The organism is Pseudomonas sp. SWRI68 (assembly GCF_014269165.1).
In the GTDB taxonomy this organism is placed as follows: Bacteria; Pseudomonadota; Gammaproteobacteria; order Pseudomonadales; family Pseudomonadaceae; genus Aquipseudomonas; species Aquipseudomonas capeferrum.
On sequence record NZ_JABWRU010000006.1, the window covers coordinates 192,533 to 212,173 of the forward strand.

The window sequence follows — 19,641 nt, forward strand, 5'->3', positions numbered from 1 at the left end:
CTTAGCGACGAGGCACAGAGCGGGTGCGGCCACTGCCATCGATGGCGACGAACACGAAGACCGCTTCGGTCACCTTGCGCCATTCGCTGGACAGCGGGTCGTCGCTCCAGACTTCGACCATCATCTGGATCGAGCTGCGGCCGATCTCCAGGGTCTGGGTATAGAACGACAGCTGCGCGCCCACGGCTACCGGGACCAGGAAGGCCATGCGGTCGATGGCCACCGTGGCCACACGGCCGCCAGCGACGCGGCTGGCCATGGCGGTGCCGGCCAAGTCCATCTGGGCAACCAGCCAGCCACCAAAGATGTCGCCGAAGCCGTTGGTCTCACGAGGGAGTGCGGTGATCTGCAAGGCCAGGTCGCCTTGCGGGATTGGATCTTCTTGTTCGAGCTCAATCATGCGATGGGGCCTCTGACCCGTGACGCTTTTCGTTGGTGTGGCGCAAAGGCCGGGTAAACGATTCAGCTGGAAACATACTACGCCGATTTCGTTTCACTGGGCGGCCGTAGGGAAACTCTGCGAAACCGCCTGACATAAAGACCGGCGTTTTCGCACAACATCCCACGCTAGGAGCAACCTTTTCCTACGAATGGCCAGTATATAGAGCATAACGGCCAGCGACGACCGCGCATTCATGAATATCTGTATGGATTTTGTATCGCTTTCGGCGCGGCTCGGCAATTTGCTATCTTCGCCCGTCTACCAATCCAGAAGTCGCGCACCCAGCGGCCTGCATGACCTACAAGAGAAAGACCGATGACCTCCGTGCCGAGCAGTATCGAGCAGCCTTCGCGGCCGCTGACCCGCAGCGACTACAAGACCCTTTCATTGTCCGCACTGGGCGGTGCCCTGGAGTTCTACGACTTCATCATCTTCGTGTTCTTCGCCACGGTGGTCGGCAAGCTGTTCTTCCCGGCCGACATGCCTGAATGGCTACGCCTGATGCAGACCTTCGGCATTTTCGCTGCCGGCTACCTGGCGCGGCCGCTGGGTGGCATCGTCATGGCGCACTTCGGCGACCTGCTGGGGCGCAAGAAGATGTTCACCCTGAGCATCTTCATGATGGCCCTGCCGACCCTGATCATGGGCCTGTTGCCCACTTATGCACAGATCGGCCTGTGGGCGCCGATCTTGCTGCTGTTGATGCGCGTGATCCAGGGCGCGGCGATTGGCGGTGAGGTGCCGGGGGCCTGGGTGTTCGTCTCCGAGCACGTCCCTGCACGCAATACCGGTTACGCCTGCGGCACGCTGACGGCCGGCCTGACTTCGGGCATCTTGCTCGGCTCGCTGGTCGCCACGCTGATCAACAGTGTCTATACCCCTGGCGAAGTGGCCGATTACGCTTGGCGTATCCCGTTCCTGCTGGGCGGTGTGTTCGGCCTGTTCTCGGTGTACCTGCGCCGCTGGTTGCACGAAACCCCGGTGTTCGCCGAGATGCAGCAGCGCAAGGCCCTGGCCGAAGAATTGCCCCTGCGTGCGGTGCTGCGTGACCACCGTGGCGCGATCGTCCTGTCGATGCTGCTGACCTGGCTGCTGTCGGCCGGCATCGTGGTGGTGATCCTGATGACACCGGCACTGCTGCAGAGCTTCTATCAGGTCAGCCCGACCGACTCGCTCAAGGCCAACAGCCTGGCCATCGTCCTGCTCAGCCTCGGCTGCATCGCTGCCGGCCGCCTGGCCGACCGCTTCGGCGCCGGGCGCGTATTCATCGTTGGCAGCCTGCTGCTGCTGGCCAGCTCCTGGACCTTCTACCACAGCCTGCCAACCCGCCCCGACCTGTTGTTCCCGCTGTATGCGCTGACCGGTCTGTGCGTCGGTATTGTCGGCGCCGTGCCCTACGTGATGGTCAAGGCCTTCCCGCCGGTGGTGCGTTTCAGCGGCTTGTCGTTCTCCTACAACATGGCCTACGCCATCTTCGGTGGGTTGACGCCGATGGTGGTAACCGCGCTGTTGAAGGTCAGCCCAATGGCGCCGGCTTATTATGTGGCGGGGCTGTGTGCCGTCGGGCTGGCCGTGGGCTTGTATCTGTTTGCCAACAAACGTTAATGGGTGAAGCCCTGCATACCGATGCGCCCATATAGCATCTGGGGCGGCTACCACAGCACTGTTGAACGTATTTAATGGGCTGAAATGAATTGAAATAAGCGATTCGATGTAGCGCTCTATGTAGTGCAGTTGCCTGAAACTTAACAGGCAACTTGAGCCATGCAGATAAGGAGACTCTGTATGGCTCAGAACACACTTAACGATAACTCGACGGGTGATGTGGTCATCACTCCAGGCTCTTCCGCCTCCAGCGGCGGCGGGGGAGGGTTTTTCAGCCTTGGCGGCGGCGGCGGTTTCGGCGGAGGCTTTGGCGGGTCCAGTCGGCGCCGCCGAAAAAACGAGCCAGAGCGCGCCGCTGCACTGGCTCGGGCAAGGGCTGAAGAACAGGCGCGCCAGGCGGCCGCGGCGGCGGCTCATGCCGAATTACTGGCCCTTGCACATCGCCAGCAGGTTGCGGCCTATGGCCAGGCACGAGAGACGCGCCGCGCGCAGCTTGATGCTCACTTCGCTGGCCGGATGCAAGGTCTGGCCCAAGCACTCCAGGAAGAGATCAACGCAGTACGCAGGCCTCCAAAGTCTGATGGCCGCGAGCGCTGGCAGCTGTACTTGATCACCAAGGCGCGAAACGAAACGATCGACCTGATTGCCGCCAAGCAGCTTGACCTGGCACGGCAGCAGGCTTTTGCCAAGGCCTTCGCCGGTCCGGACATGACGGCAGAAGCCTACGCCAACCTTGTTTCAAACCTTTCTTCGACTGTGCAGATGCAGCAACTGCATCGCGATTGGGAAGCCGCTTACGTGGCAACTCAGGAAGCACGGCTGCTGAGTGAGGCAATCGGGCAGCTTGAACAGCGTGCTGCAGCATTGGCCACCGAGCATGCCCAACAGCAGGTGCATTGGCGTGCCCTTGAGGCCAGATGGGAGCGTGAGCACCAGTACGCCGAGCAACGAGAGGCCCGGGTTCGCCACAAGCAACAGGCGGATCAAGACCGTCGTCTGCAGCGGCTGAGGCAGGCCGCTACGGTTACCGCCCCCGTTTCGGCTGCGCAGGCGGGCGGGGTACTGCTCAGCCAGGCGGGGGCGCAGGTTGCGGCAGACTTGGCTGCAGCCATAGAGCAAGCCATTGCCAGTGCTGCGAAGGAAGTACTAAGGGTTGCAGCGATTCGTCTAGGCCAGGCAGTCAGCCTGACGGCGACTGCCATGTTGTACGCCCCAGCGCTGGGTGATGGCGAGTTGACCGCCGCTCAGCGCAGGCGTCACCTCGAAGGCTTGGGTGTACGTGCAGACCTGATGGGCATCGCGGCCGGTCAGGACCTGCAGTCAATTGCGGATGCGGGCGGTTCAGCCCGCCTCGATAATCGCATCAAGATCGAGCACCTGGCGGGTGGCAGCGCCATCGCGGTGGCCTCCACCGGGTCAGGCATCGCAGCTGATGTTCGGGTCAGGAATGCTTTGTTCGATCCCCTTACCGAAACTTATCGGGTCAATGCCGAGACGCCCACCGGCAAATCCATCGTGCTGGGCAGCACGGCGGTGTCGGAAGAAAGCCCGCCAGGCGGCAGGGTACTGACGTTAGCGCCGCAGACAACTGAAGTAGGCGCAGGCGTCGACCTTCGCTTTGATGATTGCATTGTCTGCATCCCTGGTCAGCCAGCCCAATATTTCTCGTTTGCACTACCGACGGCGGGTACCGGCATCGTCAGCGGTAAAGGCGTGGCGGCTGATGCCAACTGGTGGTCCGTTGGCGGAGCAGCGGCCGGTGTTGGCTTGCCTGAACAGGTGGCAGACCAGCTGCGTAACCGAGTCTTCACGGCGATGCCGGCCTTCGAAAGCGCGGTATGGCGGGCGGTCGCGGCAGACCAGGTACTGCTTGGGCAATTCGATGAACTGAATCAGCGGCGCATTCTCAACGGCTTTCCTCCGGTAGCTCCGAAAGCAAGCTGGGCCGGTTCGCGAAGTGAGTTCGAACTGCGTCATCTCGCTGCAGCCGGGGTGGGCTCCGGGCTTTACGACCTCGACCAGCTGAGTATCCACAGCCCTGGGAGCACCCAGGGCGTTCTGACGGTCGTCCAGCCATTCGAACCCTGGTTCGCCAGCGGTGTGGCATTGGCGTTTGATGCTGGGATAGTGCAAGGCCAGCCCCCGCGTACATGGACGCCGCTGGTGGCGCCTGGGGCGCAGATGTTGGGTTCGACGCTTCTGCCCGTGGCGCCAGCCCTGCCGGATATCTTGCCCGGTTCACCGACTGATCCGCTGGGGCCAAGTATTGAAATACTTCCCGGCGAGAATCCTGGCGAGACTGGGGCCATAATTCCTGGGTTCGGAGGTGAGGGAAATCTACCTGAGCCGGGGCTGGTTAATAATGAGCCGGCAGAAATTACCGAAACGGGCGTCTATGGTGACTTGGAGCGTAGAAGTATTAGAGATGATATGGATGTGGACCATATTCCAGCACAAGGTGCGATAAAGCTTTGGGTCGATGATATTATGCCGGATTTATCACCTTATCAGCTCAGGGCATTACTTAGGCAGGCTCCTGCGGTCGTGATACCCACAGAGGTACATAGAAAGCATAGTGAAACGTATGGTGGGCGGAACACTAAAGCAAAACAAGCGCTAGATGCCGCCGATCTCTTTGCCGCCGTGGCGAGTAATGTCGAGGCGCTTAGGCCTGGACTTCCGCCTGAGCGAGTTGAGGGGGTCAAGGCAGAGCTTACGAGTTTGCTTAAAGACTTCATTAAACGGGTGAATCCATGAAAAGACGTGTCGAAGTCGAGCACTGGTTGAGATGTTTGAATAAGACTCATACCGTGCTACTTGATCTTGGGCTTGACCCGGGCTTGCCTATTATAACGCTCTACCCAGGAGACACAGAGTTTTACCTGGAGCCTGAGCCTGGAGTCAGCTATAAATTCGATGCAGAAACGAAAGTGATGAAAGCTGTTATCGTAACTGTCATCAAGCGTGTAGAATTCGAGCCCGTATTCAGCGACCTTTTGTCCGAGCCTTATAGCTGCCCAACTCAACGTTCTGTTCGAGATGTTTGGGGCAGTCCTGTTCGCTCTCGAGGCCCCGTCGCTTTGCCGCATCCCATAGGTAAAACGGGTGGTTGGGATGCGTACGGCCTCGCCTCCAAGGGCTTCGCAGACATCGAATTGATGTATCAATATACCGCTGAGTTACAAACGTCCGCAATTATATTGAGGACGAAAGAACATGAAGCTTGAAAATCTATTATCAGATTATGAAGAACACACTTTCTTGGCGCTTGTTAATGCGATATGGGGTATTGAAAGCCTGCGCGCTGAGCACAACGAGCTGATCGCCCACTTTGATCAGATAGTCAGCCACCCCGCCGGCAGCGACCTTCTGTTCTACTCAAACGCCGATGAAACCGGCAATACCAACTCCCCTGAACATATAGTTGCAACAGTTAAAGCCTGGCACCACCAAAACGGTCGTGCGGCCTTCAAAGGCCAGCCCTTGCAACCACCGCCGGTTCGCCAAACGCTGACCCGTGAACAGCGCGCCACCCAGTCCTCCACCCGCAATCTGGAGAAAGTGCGAAAACTGGTAGCCGATATCCACTCATGCGAGCAGGAGTCAGAGCAAAAGCTGGCCCCGCTGGAGCACCAGTTGACCCTTGCCGGGGCAGCACCAGCGCAGGAACTTACCGCCAGCGTGGAAGCGTTACGTGCTCTGGTACTGGCACAGCATCAAGCCAAACGCGCCGTCGACCAGCTTCAACGCTTGCAGATGTCGGTCAAGTTTGCGTTTGAGGGGGCCCATCGCGATGTCGCCAATTCATTTTTGGACAGTGCGATCCAAGCTGTTGTGCTCCAGGAGATCACCGTGGGCAGCCAGCGTCATGCTGTTGCCCTGGCCGCAGCGCAGGCGCGTCACCCCGCATTGTACGCCCGAGGCGTAACGCTGATAGAAAGCCTGGAGGGACGTATCGCCCAGTTGGCCAAAGCCAGTGCGTCCGGCCCAGGTCATGGTGCGCTTACATTAATGGCATCGGCACAGACGGCGAGCCTGCACCCTGCATTGTTGACTGCACAGGGCTTGAGCCGTGAAGTAGCCCAACAGCAACATCATTTGAACAAGACCTTCCGCTCGGCGGTGGCTGAGCTGGAGTGGCAGGTGGCTTCATTGGAAGGATCGCATCCGGGTTCTTTCGCAGATGTTGCCGAGTTCGTGCTGAGTACGCCAAGTGATGATCCGCGCTTTGCATTTACGGTTCCGCTGGTTGAGCTGTTCGACAGCGAGCCGCAGGACTGGGTGGCATTGGCGCAAGCGCGTGCTGAAATAGCTTTGCCGATGCGCCTGTGCTCCACCGTGCGCGGCGCCAATGGGGCCACAAGCACGGGCGTCAAGCCTTTCACTCGTTATTCCCATGTGATCATGACCCTCACTCAAGGCGGGGTTGTCCCATCGCGTGTGAAGGTGCGCAGCGCAGATTGGAATGCCATGCAACAGGCATACGTGTTCACCAGCGAAGGTGATTCGCCTGTGACGGTGGTGTGGCAGAACGGGAGCGCTCCGTATGCACCCAGGGATCTCGCGCGCCCTCCGAGCATTGGCTTCTTCAGAATGCCCAGGGTCCCGTTGATAGCGCCCTTCGAAAACTTGGCTCAGGTGCAGTTTGACGACTACATCGTGGTATTCCCGCCAGCGTCCGGTATGGCGCCTTTGTATTTGATGTTCAGAGACCGCCGGGAGCTATAGCGCGCGGCCGCCTCGCCCAGCAACATTTTGAAAAGGCCATCCCGGACAACCGGTGATGGCCTTTCATCCAATTGTCATATTGAAGTCATATCGTATTCATGCGGCCTGCAGATACTTGGGCCCGATCCATCCAACACCCCCAATATTCCTGCTAGGAGCAAGGCATGAAACTGAAGCGTTTGATGGCGGCCCTTACCTTTGCCGCCGCTGGCGTTGCCACCGCCAATGCGGTAGCCGCTGTCGACCCAGCAATCCCGACCTACACCAAAACCACCGGTGTATCGGGCAACCTCTCCAGCGTTGGCTCCGACACCCTGGCGAACCTGATGACGCTGTGGGCCGAGGCCTACAAGAAGGAATACCCCAACGTAAACATCCAGATCCAGGCCGCCGGCTCTTCCACCGCGCCACCCGCGCTGACCGAAGGCACCGCCAACCTGGGCCCGATGAGCCGCAAGATGAAAGACGTCGAGCTGCAGGCCTTCGAGCAGAAGTACGGCTACAAGCCAACCGCCATCCCGGTTGCCGTAGACGCCCTGGCAGTCTTCGTGCACAAGGACAACCCGATCAAGGGCCTGACCATGGCGCAGGTCGATGCGATCTTCTCGTCCACCCGCCTGTGCGGCGCCAAGGCCGATGTCAAAACCTGGGGTGACCTGGGCGTGACCGGCGACCTGGCCAACAAGCCAGTGCAGCTGTTCGGCCGTAACTCGGTATCGGGCACCTACGGTTACTTCAAGGAAGAAGCCCTGTGCAAAGGCGACTTCAAGCCTAACGTCAACGAACAGCCTGGTTCGGCTTCGGTCGTGCAGTCGATCAGCTCCTCGCTGAACGGCATCGGCTACTCGGGCATCGGCTACAAGACCGCCAGCGTCAAGACCGTCGCCCTGGCCAAGAAAGAAGGCGGCGAGTTCGTCGAAGACAACGAAGCCAACGCCCTGAACGGTACGTACCCGCTGTCGCGCTTCCTGTACGTCTACGTCAACAAGGCCCCGAACAAGCCTCTGGCCCCGCTGGACGCCGAGTTCATCAAGCTGGTGCTGTCGCAAGCTGGCCAGCAGGTCGTGGTGAAGGATGGCTACATCCCGCTGCCTGCCAAAGTGGTCGACAAGACCCTGGCTGACCTGGGCCTGTCCCACGCCGGTAACGTTGCAAAGAAGTAAGTAACTGAGGAAGAGGCCGGTACCGATGCCCGGCCTCCTCCACGAATTCTCAGTCCGAAGCCAGGATCCCTGCGCGTCGGGCTTTCTTGCGTCACTGCATTGTCATGTTTTTGTCATACGGGACCGCTAGGGTGTGCGCATGAATGATCTGGCCAACTCCACCATGACCCAAAATTCCCAACCCGTGCGGATTGATTTCAATACGCCGGAGTTGCAACGCAAGCGCCGCATGCGTGCGCTCAAGGACCGCCTGACCCGCTGGTATGTACTGGTGGGCGGGCTTGCCGTCTTGGCGGCAATTACCCTGATTTTCTTCTACCTGGCCTACGTGGTGCTGCCGCTGTTCCAGGGCGCCGAACTGACCAGCAAGAAGGCCCTGGAGCCGACCTGGCTGCAACAGGATGCCGGCAAGCCGCTGATGATCGCGCTTGAAGAGCAGAACCTGGTGGGCATGCGGGTTTCCGACAAGGGCCAGGCGCTGTTCTTCGACACCAAGACCGGTGCCGAGCTGCAGCGCGTCGACCTGCCGCTGCCGGCAGGTACCCAGGTGAGTTCGATCAGCACCGATCAGCCGGGTAGCCCGCTGGTTGTGCTGGGGCTGTCCAATGGTCAGGCGCTGGTGTTCCACCACACCTACAAGATCACCTACCCGGACAACAAGAAAACCATCAGCCCAGGCATCGACTACCCCTACGGCAAGGACGCGTTCGTGCTTGACGACCAGGGCCGCGCGCTGGAGCACGTGAGCGTCAACGTCAACGGCGAAAACCTGATGCTGGCGGGCTCCACCGGTTCGCACCTGCAGGTCACCCAGCTGACCCGCGAAGAGAACATGATGACCGGTGAGGTCACCAGCGAGCAGAGCCGTATCGACCTGCCGCAGATGACCGAGCCGGTCAAGGCCATCTACATCGACCCGCGTCAGCAGTGGCTGTATGTGGTCAACGGCCGTGCCACCGCCGACGTCTTCAGCCTGCGCGACAAAAGCCTCAACGGCCGCTACAAGCTGCTGGAAGATGGCAATGCCGAGATCACGGCCAGTGGCCAGCTGGTCGGTGGCATCTCGCTGATCTTCGGCGACTCCAAGGGTGGTTTGAGCCAGTGGTTCATGGCCCGTGACCCCGATGGCGAGTCGCGCTTCAAGTTGATCCGCAGCTTCCAGATGGGCAGCGCGCCGGTCGTCCAGATCGATGCCGAAGAGCGCCGCAAGGGCTTCATCGCCCTCGACGCCGACGGCAAGCTCGGTGTGTTCCACAGCACCGCGCACCGCACCTTGCTGGTCGAGCCGGCTGCAGAGGGTGCTGGCATCCTGGCCCTGTCGCCGCGTGCCAACCGCATCCTCATCGAGGAAGGTGGCAAGCTGTTGCCGCTGAGCCTCAAGAACCCGCACCCGGAAGTCTCCTTCAGCGCGCTGTGGGGCAAGGTCTGGTACGAGAACTATGACGAGCCCAAGTATGTCTGGCAGTCGACCGCGTCGAACACCGACTTCGAGCCCAAGCTGAGCCTGTCGCCGCTGACCTTCGGTACCTTGAAGGCTGCGTTCTACGCGATGATCCTGGCAGCACCGCTGGCCATTGCCGCCGCCATCTACACCGCCTACTTCATGGCCCCGGGCATGCGCCGCAAGGTCAAGCCGGTGATCGAGCTGATGGAAGCGATGCCAACGGTGATCCTTGGCTTCTTTGCCGGCCTGTTCCTGGCGCCGTACCTGGAAGGCCACCTGCCGGGTGTGTTCAGCCTGTTCCTGCTGATGCCGTTCGGCATCCTGCTGGCCGGTTTCACCTGGAGCCGCCTGCCCGAGTCGTTCCGCCTGCGCGTCCCGGATGGCTGGGAAGCGGCGATCCTGATCCCGGTGATCCTGTTCACCGGCTGGTTCGCCCTGACCATGAGCCCTTACCTGGAAACCTGGTTCTTCGGCGGCGACATGCGCCTGTGGATCACCAATGACCTGGGCATCACCTACGACCAGCGTAACGCCCTGGTGGTCGGTATCGCCATGGGCTTCGCGGTCATCCCGAACATCTACTCGATTGCCGAAGACGCCGTGTTCAGCGTGCCACGCAGCCTGACCCTGGGCTCCCTGGCCCTGGGTGCGACGCCGTGGCAGACCCTGACCCGCGTGGTCATCCTCACCGCCAGCCCGGGTATCTTCTCGGCGCTGATGATCGGCATGGGCCGTGCGGTGGGCGAGACCATGATCGTGCTCATGGCCACCGGCAACACCCCGGTGATGGAGATGAACCTGTTCGAAGGCATGCGCACCCTGGCCGCCAACGTGGCTGTGGAAATGCCGGAGTCGGAAGTCGGTGGCAGCCACTATCGCGTGCTGTTCCTGGCGGCACTCGTGCTGCTGATGTTCACCTTCGTCATGAACACCTTGGCCGAGCTGATTCGCCAGCGTCTGCGCAAGAAATACTCGTCGCTTTGATAGAAAGGTAGAGATCCGTGAAAAAGGATTCCCTCAAAGGCTGGTTCAAGAGCGGCGCCCCTGGCGTCTGGATCAGCGGTGGCGCGGTTGCCATGGCGGTGATCATGACCATCGGCCTGCTGTCGGTCATCGCCGTGCGCGGCCTGGGCCACTTCTGGCCGGCCGACCTGATCCAGGCCACCTACAAGGTGCCGGGCCAGGCTGATCACGTCGTCATCGGCGAAGTGGTGCAAAAAGAAGAGGTGCCCCGTGCCCGCCTCAAAGGTGCCGGCTTGCCGGTACCTGAGCAGGGCCCGGAGTTCATGACCCGTGAGCTGATCAAGGTCGGTAACCGCGACCTCAACGGCAGTGACTTCTCCTGGGTGGTGGGCGAGTGGCTGGTCGACGAGCAACGCCCGGCCGACCTGATGGCGCTGGAACGTCGCGAGTGGGGCAACTTCTACGGCTACCTGGTCAGCGTCAAGGAACAAGGCCGCGTGGTTGCCGAGGGCCCTGCCGCCTGGAACGAGCTGCAGGCCCGCCTCAAGCGCGCCAACCAGCTCAACGGCGAGCTGCAGCAACTCGAGAAAAAAGACATCGGCGCCATCAACCATGGCCTGGAGCGCCTGCGCCTGCACAGCCGCAAGCTGGAACTGGACGGCAAGCTCGACGCCGCCGCCCAGGCCGACATGGACGCCGAGCGTGCCGAGCTGAACAGCCGCTACAAGGCCATCGAAGACCGCCTCAGCGGCCTTCATCAGGCCTTCTCCCGCGACAGCCTGGTCGCGCGCGACGGCAACGGCCGTGAAGTGGAGATCAACCTGAGCAAGGTGGTGCACGCCATTCAGCCGAACGGCATGTCCGGCCTGACCAAGATGGGTACCTACTTTGCCAAGGTCTGGGAGTTCCTCAGCGACGACCCACGCGAAGCCAACACCGAAGGCGGGATCTTCCCGGCCATCTTCGGTACCGTGATGATGACACTGATCATGGCGGTGATCGTGACCCCGTTCGGCGTGCTGGCTGCAGTGTACCTGCGCGAATACGCCAAACAGGGCCCGGTGACCCGCCTGATCCGCATTGCAGTGAACAACCTGGCAGGCGTACCGGCGATCGTCTACGGCGTATTCGGCCTGGGCTTCTTCGTCTATGTGCTGGGTGGCTCGATCGACCGGCTGTTCTTCCCCGAATCGTTGCCGGCACCGACCCTGGGTACCCCGGGCCTGCTGTGGGCCTCGCTGACCTTGGCGCTGCTGGCGGTACCGGTGGTGATCGTGGCCACCGAAGAAGGGCTGGCGCGTATCCCACGTACCGTGCGCGAGGGCTCCCTGGCCCTGGGCGCGACCAAGGCCGAGACACTGTGGAAGATCGTCCTGCCAATGGCCAGCCCGGCCATGATGACCGGCATGATTCTCGCCGTGGCCCGTGCTGCGGGTGAAGTGGCGCCGTTGATGCTGGTGGGTGTGGTGAAACTGGCACCGTCGTTGCCGCTCGATGGCAACTACCCGTACCTGCACCTGGACCAGAAGATCATGCACCTGGGCTTCCACATTTATGACGTCGGCTTCCAGAGCCCGAACGTCGAGGCCGCCCGCCCGCTGGTGTACGCCACCGCGCTGTTGCTGGTGCTGGTGATCGCCACCCTCAACCTCTCGGCAGTGTGGATCCGTAACCACCTGCGCGAGAAGTACAAGGCCCTCGACCACTGATTGAAGCTTTAAGCCACAAGCGGCAAGCTCCAAAAGGAGTGCCGCTTTGCCCTAACTTGCAGCTTGCAGCTTAAAGCTTGCAGCTACAAACGGAGTGAGACCATGCAGCACGAATCCCATACCCACGGCATCGACATGTCTGCCCTGGGCCGCGACAAGCAGAGCCTGCGCCTGGCCGAAGAGACCGTGGCCATCGAAGTACCGGGCCTGAGCCTGTACTACGGCGACAAGCAAGCCTTGTTCGACGTCAGCATGAATATCCCCAAGCAGCGCGTGACCGCCTTCATCGGCCCGTCCGGCTGCGGCAAGTCGACCCTGCTGCGTACCTTCAACCGCATGAACGACCTGGTTGACGGTTGCCGCGTGGAGGGCGCCATCAACCTGTATGGCACCAACATCTACCGCAAGGGCGAGGACGTGGCCGAGCTGCGCCGTCGTGTGGGCATGGTGTTCCAGAAGCCGAACCCGTTCCCCAAGACCATCTACGAGAACGTCGTCTACGGCCTGCGCATCCAAGGCATCAACAAGAAGCGTACCCTCGACGAAGCGGTCGAATGGGCCCTCAAGGGCGCTGCCCTGTGGGACGAGGTGAAGGACCGCCTGCATGACTCGGCCCTGGGCCTGTCCGGTGGCCAGCAGCAACGTCTGGTGATTGCCCGCACCATTGCCGTGGAGCCGGAAGTGCTGCTGCTCGACGAACCGTGCTCGGCACTGGACCCGATCTCGACGCTGAAGGTCGAAGAACTGATCTACGAATTGAAATCCAAGTACACCATCGTCATCGTGACCCACAACATGCAACAGGCGGCGCGCGTTTCGGACTACACCGCGTTCATGTACATGGGCAAACTGGTCGAATTCGGGGATACCGATACCCTGTTCACCAACCCGGCGAAGAAGCAGACCGAAGACTACATCACCGGTCGCTACGGCTAGTCGGTCTGCCAGCCGCAGGCCGGGGGCCAAGGGATAACACGAACGACTTGAAGCTTGCGGCTTGAGGCTTGCAGCTTTTTCGCGGAGCGAAACGATGATCAACAAAGAAAGCCTTACGCATCACATCTCCCAGCAGTTCAACGCCGAGCTTGAAGAGGTGCGCAGCCACCTTCTGGCCATGGGCGGCCTGGTCGAGAAACAGGTCAACGACGCGGTTACTGCTCTGATCGAGGCCGACTCGGGCTTGGCCCAGCAAGTGCGCGAGGTCGATGAGCAGATCAACCAGATGGAGCGCAACATCGACGAGGAGTGCGTACGCATCCTTGCCCGCCGCCAGCCGGCGGCCTCCGACCTGCGGCTGATCATCAGCATCTCCAAGTCGGTGATCGACCTGGAGCGCATCGGCGACGAGTCGACCAAGATCGCCCGTCGTGCCATCCAGCTGTGCGAAGAGGGCGAGTCGCCGCGCGGCTACGTCGAGGTGCGCCACATCGGCGACCAGGTGCGCAACATGGTCCGCGATGCCCTGGACGCCTTTGCCCGCTTCGACGCCGACCTGGCACTGTCGGTGGCACAGTACGACAAGACCATCGACCGCGAGTACAAGACCGCCCTGCGTGAGCTGGTGACCTACATGATGGAAGACCCGCGTTCGATCTCGCGGGTGCTCAGCGTCATCTGGGCCTTGCGTTCGCTGGAGCGCATCGGCGACCACGCGCGCAACATCTCCGAGCTGGTGATTTACCTGGTACGCGGCACCGACGTCCGCCACATGGGCCTCAAGCGCATGAAGGCGGAAGTGCAGGGCACCCCCGTCGAAGAGGCTGAAAGCGCTAATGTTCCGGCTGAACCGGACGATAAATAGTACTGCTCCCGAGCATCAACGCCCGGCCTAGGCCGGGCGTTTTCGTTTGCGGTCGAGCAGCCACCAGGCACCCGCGAACGGTGTGAAGAAGTCCCGCTACACGCGCAGTTGTGGCAAATAGCCATTGCTTGCCGGTAGGCTAGTCGGGATTCAAGAGGAGTATCGATGAGTAAAGTCAATGTACTGGTCGTGGACGACGCCCCGTTCATCCGCGACCTGGTCAGGAAATGCCTGCGCAATGCCTTTCCCGGCATGGTCATCGACGATGCGGTCAACGGTCGCAAGGCCATGGCCATGTTGGGCAAGGAGCCGTTCGACCTGGTCCTGTGCGACTGGGAAATGCCGGAAATGTCTGGCCTTGAGCTGCTCAGCTGGTGCCGCCAGCAGCCTGCATTGAAGAGCCTGCAGTTCATCATGGTGACCAGCCGTGGTGACAAGGAGAACGTGATCCAGGCCATTCAGGCGGGGGTTTCCGACTTCGTCGGCAAACCGTTCACCAATGAGCAGTTGCTGACCAAGGTGAAGAAGGCCTTGGCCAAGATCGGCAAGCTCGACAGCCTGATGGCAACCGGGCCTGCGCGGGTGAATTCGGCGTTTGCCAATGACTCCTTGAGTGCTTTGACCGGCGGCAACCCTCAGGCGGCCAAGGTTGCGGCACCTGCGCCAGCGCCGGTGAAGCCTTTGGCGAAGGCACCTGCGCCAGCCACAACCGCACCGTCTGGCCGTGGCCAAGGCCAGCTGCGCTTGGCCAGCGGGATTCAGCCTTGCGTGATCAAGGCATTGAGCCTGAAGGAAGCGCTGTTGGTGGTACGCCGCAGCGAAGCGCTGCCGCAAGTGCTAGAGGGGGCGGTACTGGACCTGGAACAGGGCGAAAACGCCGAAGTTGCGCGGCTGAACGGTTACCTGCATGCCATCGCGGCGCTGGAGCCCAAGCCCGATAGCGACTGGCTGCAACTGACGTTCAAGTTCGTCGATCAGGATGCGCAGAAGCTCGATTACCTGTCGCGGCTGATTGCTCGCGGCACCGCGCAAAAGCACTTCACGCCCGGCGCCTGATAGCCACTGCCCTCCTGTGGGTGCGTGCGGCCTTGCGCGACGCAAGGCCGCTGCCACAGCGGACGATCACCATCCGACCAACTGTCATACTCACCGCAAAAGCCGCTGCTAGGCTTCGACAGATCATACCTGTCAAAAAGCCACTATCATGCCCGCCCGCCTGCTGCTGTTCTGTGCATTGCTCATGGCCTCGGCGTCGAGCCTGGGCGTGACCCTCTACCCGATCACCGATGCCGACGGTGTAGCGGCCTATTCCGACCGCCCAGGCCCCGGCGCCAAGCCACTGGAGCTGCGCGAATCCATGGTCGAGTACCAGGAAAGCCAGGTGCGGCTCAACGCAATTGTCTTCCAGGGTGGCGTCAGCTTTTCTGCGCGCAATGAGTCGCACGTGCCGGTGCAGGTCGAGTTGCACCTGGACAAGCTGATAAACGCGCAGGGCGGCAATGCCCCCCGTATCGTGCGCAGGGTGCTGCCAGGGCGTTCAACGCAGATGCTCAGCGTGCTCAGGGGCCGCCCCGGTACGTTGCTGGGTTACCGCTCGACGTTGCTGCAAGCGATGGGCGACCCGGGGCTGCGGCCGCAGGGCTTTCGCTACGCCTTCCCCTGGCTTGGCGGGCCATTCCGGGTGAGCCAGGGGCCCAACGGCCGTTTCAGCCACTTCGGCCCCAAAGGGCGCTACGCCATGGACATCGCCATGCCTGAAGGCACCACCATCGTTGCCGCGCGCGAAGGCGTGGTGGTGAGGGTCGAGAACAGCCAGACCGGGCGCGGCAGCAACCCCTCGGGCAATTTCGTCAGGGTGCTGCACGCGGACGGCACCATGGGCGTGTACCTGCACCTGATGCGCGGTTCGGTGGTGGTGGGCGAGGGGCAGCGGGTCAAACAGGGGCAGATGCTGGCCAAGTCGGGCAATACCGGCAACAGCAGCGGGCCGCACCTGCATTTTGTGGTGCAGCGCAACGTGGGCTTGGCGCTGGAGTCGATACCGTATCAGTTCGACAGGCCAATCAGCGGGTTGCCGGACTTCACCGCCGGCAACCCTTGAGCGGGCTGGGGCCGGAAGGCGGCCCCGCCTGAGGTCAATCCAGCTTCAGCACCTTGGCCAGGACGATCTTCGGCCCTTTCATCTTCTTGATGATGATGCGCAGGCCTTCGACCTCCAGCACTTCCTCTTCCTCAGGCACGCGCTTGAGGGTTTCATAGATCAGCCCAGCCAGGGTTTCGGCCTCGATGTGGTCAAGGTCGATACCCAGCAGGCGCTCGACCTTGAACAGCGGCGTGTCACCGCGCACCAGCAGCTTGCCCGGCTGGTAGGCGAGGATGCCGCGCTCGGTCTTGCGGTGTTCGTCCTGAATATCGCCCACCAGCACTTCCAGCACGTCTTCCATGGTCAGGTAACCGATCACCTTGCCATCGGCTTCTTCCACCAGCACGAAATGCGCACCGCCCTTGCGGAACTGCTCCAGCAGCTGCGACAGCGGCATATGCCGGGAGACGCGCTCCAGCGGCCGGGCCAGGTCTTCGAGGTCGATGGTTTCGGGCAGGTGGTCGAGCTCGGCCAGCTCCAGCAGCAGGTCCTTGATGTGCAGCAAACCGGTGAACTCTTCGCGCTCGGCGTCGTACACCGGGTAACGGCTGAACTTGTGGCGGCGCAGCAGTGCCAGGATCTGCTTGAGCGGGGCGTGGGCGTCGATGCTGACCATGTCCTCGCGGGAGTTGGCCCAGTCGACCACCTCCAGCTCGCCCATTTCCACCGCCGAGGCCAGCACGCGCATGCCTTGGTCGCTCGGGTCCTGGCCGCGGCTGGAGTGCAGGATCAGCTTGAGCTCTTCGCGGCTGTAGTGATGCTCGTGGTGCGGGCCAGGCTCGCCCTGGCCGGCAATGCGCAGGATGGTGTTGGCGCTGGCATTGAGCAGGTAGATGGCCGGGTACATGGCCCAGTAGAACACGTACAGCGGCACTGCCGTCCACAGCGACAGCAGCTCGGGCTTGCGGATCGCCCAGGACTTGGGCGCCAGCTCACCGACCACGATGTGCAGGTAAGAGATGACGAAGAAGGCGACGAAGAACGAAATGCCCTTGATCAGCTCCGGCGTGTCGACGCCCAAGTAGGCCAGCAGCGGCTCCAGCAGGTGGGCGAAGGCCGGTTCACCGACCCAGCCCAGGCCCAGCGAGGCGAGGGTGATGCCCAGCTGGCAGGCGGACAGGTAGGCGTCCAGCTGATTGTGTACCTTGCGCAGGATGCTGCCACGCCAGCCGTGCAGTTCGGCGATGGAATCGACGCGGGTGGAGCGCAGCTTGACCATGGCGAACTCGGCGGCTACGAAGAAGCCGTTGAGCAGTACCAGGAGCAAGGCAAAGATGATCATGCCGAAATCGGCGAATAACGAGGTGAGGCTGATACCAGGGGAAGGGTCCATGATGGATTTTTTACGGGGTCCGTCTTTGGGGAATGGAGAAAAAAAGTGCCAGCACAGGCTGGCACAGGGGATCCAATGTAGCGGTTGAAGCCGCAAAAGCAAAGGGTGATGGACGTGATGGGGCTGTTGGGCAGCCCACTCAACCCTTGCCGTTAGCCAATTGTGCTGGTGCAAAATGGCAGGTGAAGGTGCTCCCATGCCCCGGCACACTGCTGATCTCCAACCGCCCGCGATGGCGCAACAGCACATGCTTGACGATCGCCAGGCCCAGCCCTGTGCCCCCGGTATTGGACGCCCGGCTGGAGTCGACCCGGTAAAACCGCTCGGTCAATCGCGGCAAATGCTTGGCATCGATACCAATGCCAGAATCCTGCACGCTCAGGTGTGCGCCGTGCGCATCGGCCCACCAGCGGATGCGAATGCTGCCCTCGTCCGGGGTGTACTTGACCGCGTTGAACACCAGGTTGGAGAACGCACTGCGCAGCTCGGCCTCGCTGCCCTTGAGGCACACGCCGGGTGTGGCCTCCAGGCTGATGCGCTGGTTGCGCGGCCCGGACAGCGCCTGGGCATCACCCTTGATCGACTGCAGCAGGGCATCGACCGGCACTGGCAGGTTGTCGGAGGGGTAGTCGGTGGCTTCCAGCTTGGCCAGCAGCAACAGGTCGTTGAGCAGGGTCTGCATGCGCGAGCCTTGCTGGCTCATCTGCTGCAGGGCCCGGCGCCAGCGCGGGTTCACGTCCTCGACGTTGTCCAGCAGGGTTTCCAGGTAGCCGGTAATCACCGTGAGCGGTGTCCGCAGCTCGTGGGAAACGTTGGCGACGAAGTCCTTGCGCATCTGTTCAAGCTGGTGGATGCGGGTGACGTCGCGTACCAGCATCAGGTGCTCGTTGTTGCCGTAGCGAGTGATGTGCAGTTGCACGCGCATACGGTCATTGATCGGCGAGGGGATTTCCAGCGGCTCGACGTAGTTTTCCGCTTCGAAGTACTCCTTGAAGCGCGGGTGGCGTACCAGGTTGGTCACCTGCTGGCCGCCGTCCTGCGGGGTCTTGAAGCCCAGCAGGGTTTCTGCGGCGCGGTTCCACCACTCCAGGTTGCCGTCGCTGTCGAGCATGATCACCGCATCGCGCAGCGCGGCAGTGGACTCCTGGACCCGGTCGATCACTGCCTGCAGGCGGCCGCGCACGCGTTGGTCGCGACGTTGCAGGTGATAGATGCTGTCGAACACTTCGCCCCACAGGCCGTAACCGTCGGGTGGCGCCTCGTCGGGTTGGTGGTTGCGCAGCCAGTCATGCAGGCGCAGCAGTTGCTTGAGGGTCCAACCCAGGTACAGCGCCAGGCCGATGGCCAGGCTCCAGCCGTAATAGCCGCTGACCAGCCCGCCGACCAGGCAGACAGTGATCAGCAGCAGCAGGTGGCGAATCAGGGTCGCGTGCCAGTTCTGGTTCAATTGACGGTCCTTGTACAACGACGTGCAGCCAGGCGTGCAGGCTTGTCAGCTCTTGGTCGAGAAGCGGTAGCCAGTGCCGCGGACGGTTTGTACCAGATTTTCGTAAGCTTCACCCAGCGCCTTGCGCAGGCGGCGGATGTGCACGTCGACGGTACGCTCCTCGACATAGACGTTGCCGCCCCAGACCTGGTCGAGCAACTGGCCACGGGTGTAGGCGCGCTCCTGGTGGGTCATGAAGAACTGCAGCAGGCGGTATTCGGTGGGGCCCATCTCGGCGGGCTTGCCGTCGATGGTCACGCGGTGGCTGATCGGGTCGAGCAGCAGGCCGCCCACTTCAATCGGTGCCTCGCTGTCGCTCGGGCCGGTGCGACGCAGCACGGCCTTCAGGCGGGCGACCAGTTCGCGCGGTGAGAACGGTTTGGTGATGTAGTCGTCGGCACCCACTTCCAGGCCCTGGATCTTGTTGTCCTCCTCACCCTTGGCAGTGAGCATGATGATCGGGATGTCCCCGGTCAGCTCGTCACGCTTCAGGCGGCGGGCCAGCTCGATACCCGAGGTGCCCGGCAACATCCAGTCGAGCAGGATCAGGTCAGGCTTGCGGTCGACGATGATCGCGTGGGCCTGCTGGGAGTTTTCTGCTTCCAGGCAGTCGTAGCCGGCCATTTCCAATGCAACGGCGATCATCTCGCGAATAGGCGCTTCGTCGTCGACGATCAGAATGTTCCTGCCCACCATGCTCAAAACCTCTCCTGGAAAATCGTGTCTGGCCCGCATTAGATAACGGAATTATTGCAGCTGTGTGACAGGACATTGGCTGTTATGGCGACATTGCATGACTGGGCTAGGCTTCAAGGGGCCGCTGT

General features: G+C 61.7%; 15 protein-coding genes. 11 read left to right on the top strand and 4 right to left on the bottom strand.

Annotated elements, in window-relative coordinates; genetic code table 11:
- Position 1: 1 nt before the first annotated feature.
- Positions 2 to 400, bottom strand: coding sequence for an acyl-CoA thioesterase (locus HU770_RS11865; RefSeq protein WP_003253317.1), 399 nt, complete (start codon positions 398 to 400; stop codon positions 2 to 4).
- A gap of 357 nt (positions 401 to 757) precedes the next feature.
- Between HU770_RS11865 and HU770_RS11870 the strand changes: the two genes are divergently transcribed.
- The 11 genes from HU770_RS11870 (at position 758) to HU770_RS11920 (ending at position 15,956) form a co-directional block, all read left to right on the top strand.
- Entirely contained in the window at positions 758 to 2,047 is a 1,290-nt protein-coding gene (locus HU770_RS11870) for an MFS transporter (RefSeq protein ID WP_186655582.1), read from the top strand.
- Between the two features lie 180 nt (positions 2,048 to 2,227).
- Entirely contained in the window at positions 2,228 to 4,804 is a 2,577-nt protein-coding gene (locus HU770_RS11875; RefSeq protein WP_186663715.1) for an S-type pyocin domain-containing protein, read from the top strand.
- Complete coding sequence (locus tag HU770_RS11880) at positions 4,801 to 5,274, top strand: hypothetical protein (protein ID WP_186663716.1); 474 nt, start codon at positions 4,801 to 4,803, stop codon at positions 5,272 to 5,274. Before HU770_RS11875 ends, HU770_RS11880 begins: the two co-directional genes overlap by 4 nt.
- On the top strand, positions 5,264 to 6,775 hold the full coding sequence (locus tag HU770_RS11885; RefSeq protein WP_186663717.1) for an S-type pyocin domain-containing protein: 1,512 nt from the start codon (positions 5,264 to 5,266) through the stop codon (positions 6,773 to 6,775). The genes HU770_RS11880 and HU770_RS11885 overlap by 11 nt, the downstream gene beginning before the upstream one ends.
- A 164-nt stretch (positions 6,776 to 6,939) precedes the next feature.
- Entirely contained in the window at positions 6,940 to 7,938 is a 999-nt protein-coding gene (locus HU770_RS11890; protein ID WP_033702371.1) for a phosphate ABC transporter substrate-binding protein PstS, read from the top strand.
- 139 nt (positions 7,939 to 8,077) lie between these two features.
- Entirely contained in the window at positions 8,078 to 10,366 is a 2,289-nt protein-coding gene (locus HU770_RS11895) for an ABC transporter permease subunit (protein ID WP_095063938.1), read from the top strand.
- A gap of 17 nt (positions 10,367 to 10,383) precedes the next feature.
- Complete coding sequence (gene pstA / locus HU770_RS11900; RefSeq protein WP_033702367.1) at positions 10,384 to 12,054, top strand: phosphate ABC transporter permease PstA; 1,671 nt, start codon at positions 10,384 to 10,386, stop codon at positions 12,052 to 12,054.
- Between the two features lie 102 nt (positions 12,055 to 12,156).
- Positions 12,157 to 12,990 (top strand): phosphate ABC transporter ATP-binding protein PstB, encoded by an 834-nt coding sequence (gene pstB / locus HU770_RS11905; protein WP_033702365.1) that lies wholly within the window; start codon positions 12,157 to 12,159, stop codon positions 12,988 to 12,990.
- A gap of 94 nt (positions 12,991 to 13,084) precedes the next feature.
- Complete coding sequence (gene phoU / locus HU770_RS11910; RefSeq protein ID WP_033702363.1) at positions 13,085 to 13,855, top strand: phosphate signaling complex protein PhoU; 771 nt, start codon at positions 13,085 to 13,087, stop codon at positions 13,853 to 13,855.
- A 165-nt stretch (positions 13,856 to 14,020) separates the two neighbouring features.
- The gene (locus HU770_RS11915) at positions 14,021 to 14,911 is read left to right on the top strand and encodes a response regulator (RefSeq protein ID WP_033702361.1); all 891 of its coding nucleotides are present in this window, start codon (positions 14,021 to 14,023) and stop codon (positions 14,909 to 14,911) included.
- 148 nt (positions 14,912 to 15,059) lie between these two features.
- Complete coding sequence (locus tag HU770_RS11920; RefSeq protein ID WP_186663718.1) at positions 15,060 to 15,956, top strand: peptidoglycan DD-metalloendopeptidase family protein; 897 nt, start codon at positions 15,060 to 15,062, stop codon at positions 15,954 to 15,956.
- Between the two features lie 34 nt (positions 15,957 to 15,990).
- On the opposite strand, the gene HU770_RS11925 is transcribed toward HU770_RS11920, so the two are convergent.
- The 3 genes from HU770_RS11925 to phoB form a co-directional block, all read right to left on the bottom strand.
- Positions 15,991 to 17,331 (bottom strand): hemolysin family protein, encoded by a 1,341-nt coding sequence (locus tag HU770_RS11925; RefSeq protein WP_033702357.1) that lies wholly within the window; start codon positions 17,329 to 17,331, stop codon positions 15,991 to 15,993.
- A gap of 139 nt (positions 17,332 to 17,470) precedes the next feature.
- Positions 17,471 to 18,778, bottom strand: a complete 1,308-nt coding sequence (phoR, locus tag HU770_RS11930; RefSeq protein ID WP_047582536.1) for a phosphate regulon sensor histidine kinase PhoR — start codon at positions 18,776 to 18,778, stop codon at positions 17,471 to 17,473.
- 45 nt (positions 18,779 to 18,823) lie between these two features.
- Positions 18,824 to 19,513, bottom strand: a complete 690-nt coding sequence (gene phoB, locus HU770_RS11935) for a phosphate regulon transcriptional regulator PhoB (RefSeq protein WP_003253341.1) — start codon at positions 19,511 to 19,513, stop codon at positions 18,824 to 18,826.
- Positions 19,514 to 19,641 lie beyond the last annotated feature (128 nt).

Bases quoted from the DNA above. Each gene is read 5' to 3' on its own strand.
- HU770_RS11865 (WP_003253317.1), bottom strand. From the start codon at position 400: ATGATTGAGCTCGAACAAGAAGATCCAATCCCGCAAGGCGACCTGGCC.
- HU770_RS11870 (WP_186655582.1), top strand. From the start codon at position 758: ATGACCTCCGTGCCGAGCAGTATCGAGCAGCCTTCGCGGCCGCTGACC.
- HU770_RS11875 (WP_186663715.1), top strand. From the start codon at position 2,228: ATGGCTCAGAACACACTTAACGATAACTCGACGGGTGATGTGGTCATC.
- HU770_RS11880 (WP_186663716.1), top strand. From the start codon at position 4,801: ATGAAAAGACGTGTCGAAGTCGAGCACTGGTTGAGATGTTTGAATAAG.
- HU770_RS11885 (WP_186663717.1), top strand. From the start codon at position 5,264: ATGAAGCTTGAAAATCTATTATCAGATTATGAAGAACACACTTTCTTG.
- HU770_RS11890 (WP_033702371.1), top strand. From the start codon at position 6,940: ATGAAACTGAAGCGTTTGATGGCGGCCCTTACCTTTGCCGCCGCTGGC.
- HU770_RS11895 (WP_095063938.1), top strand. From the start codon at position 8,078: ATGAATGATCTGGCCAACTCCACCATGACCCAAAATTCCCAACCCGTG.
- pstB (WP_033702365.1), top strand. From the start codon at position 12,157: ATGCAGCACGAATCCCATACCCACGGCATCGACATGTCTGCCCTGGGC.
- phoU (WP_033702363.1), top strand. From the start codon at position 13,085: ATGATCAACAAAGAAAGCCTTACGCATCACATCTCCCAGCAGTTCAAC.
- HU770_RS11915 (WP_033702361.1), top strand. From the start codon at position 14,021: ATGAGTAAAGTCAATGTACTGGTCGTGGACGACGCCCCGTTCATCCGC.
- HU770_RS11920 (WP_186663718.1), top strand. From the start codon at position 15,060: ATGCCCGCCCGCCTGCTGCTGTTCTGTGCATTGCTCATGGCCTCGGCG.
- HU770_RS11925 (WP_033702357.1), bottom strand. From the start codon at position 17,331: ATGGACCCTTCCCCTGGTATCAGCCTCACCTCGTTATTCGCCGATTTC.
- phoB (WP_003253341.1), bottom strand. From the start codon at position 19,513: ATGGTGGGCAGGAACATTCTGATCGTCGACGACGAAGCGCCTATTCGC.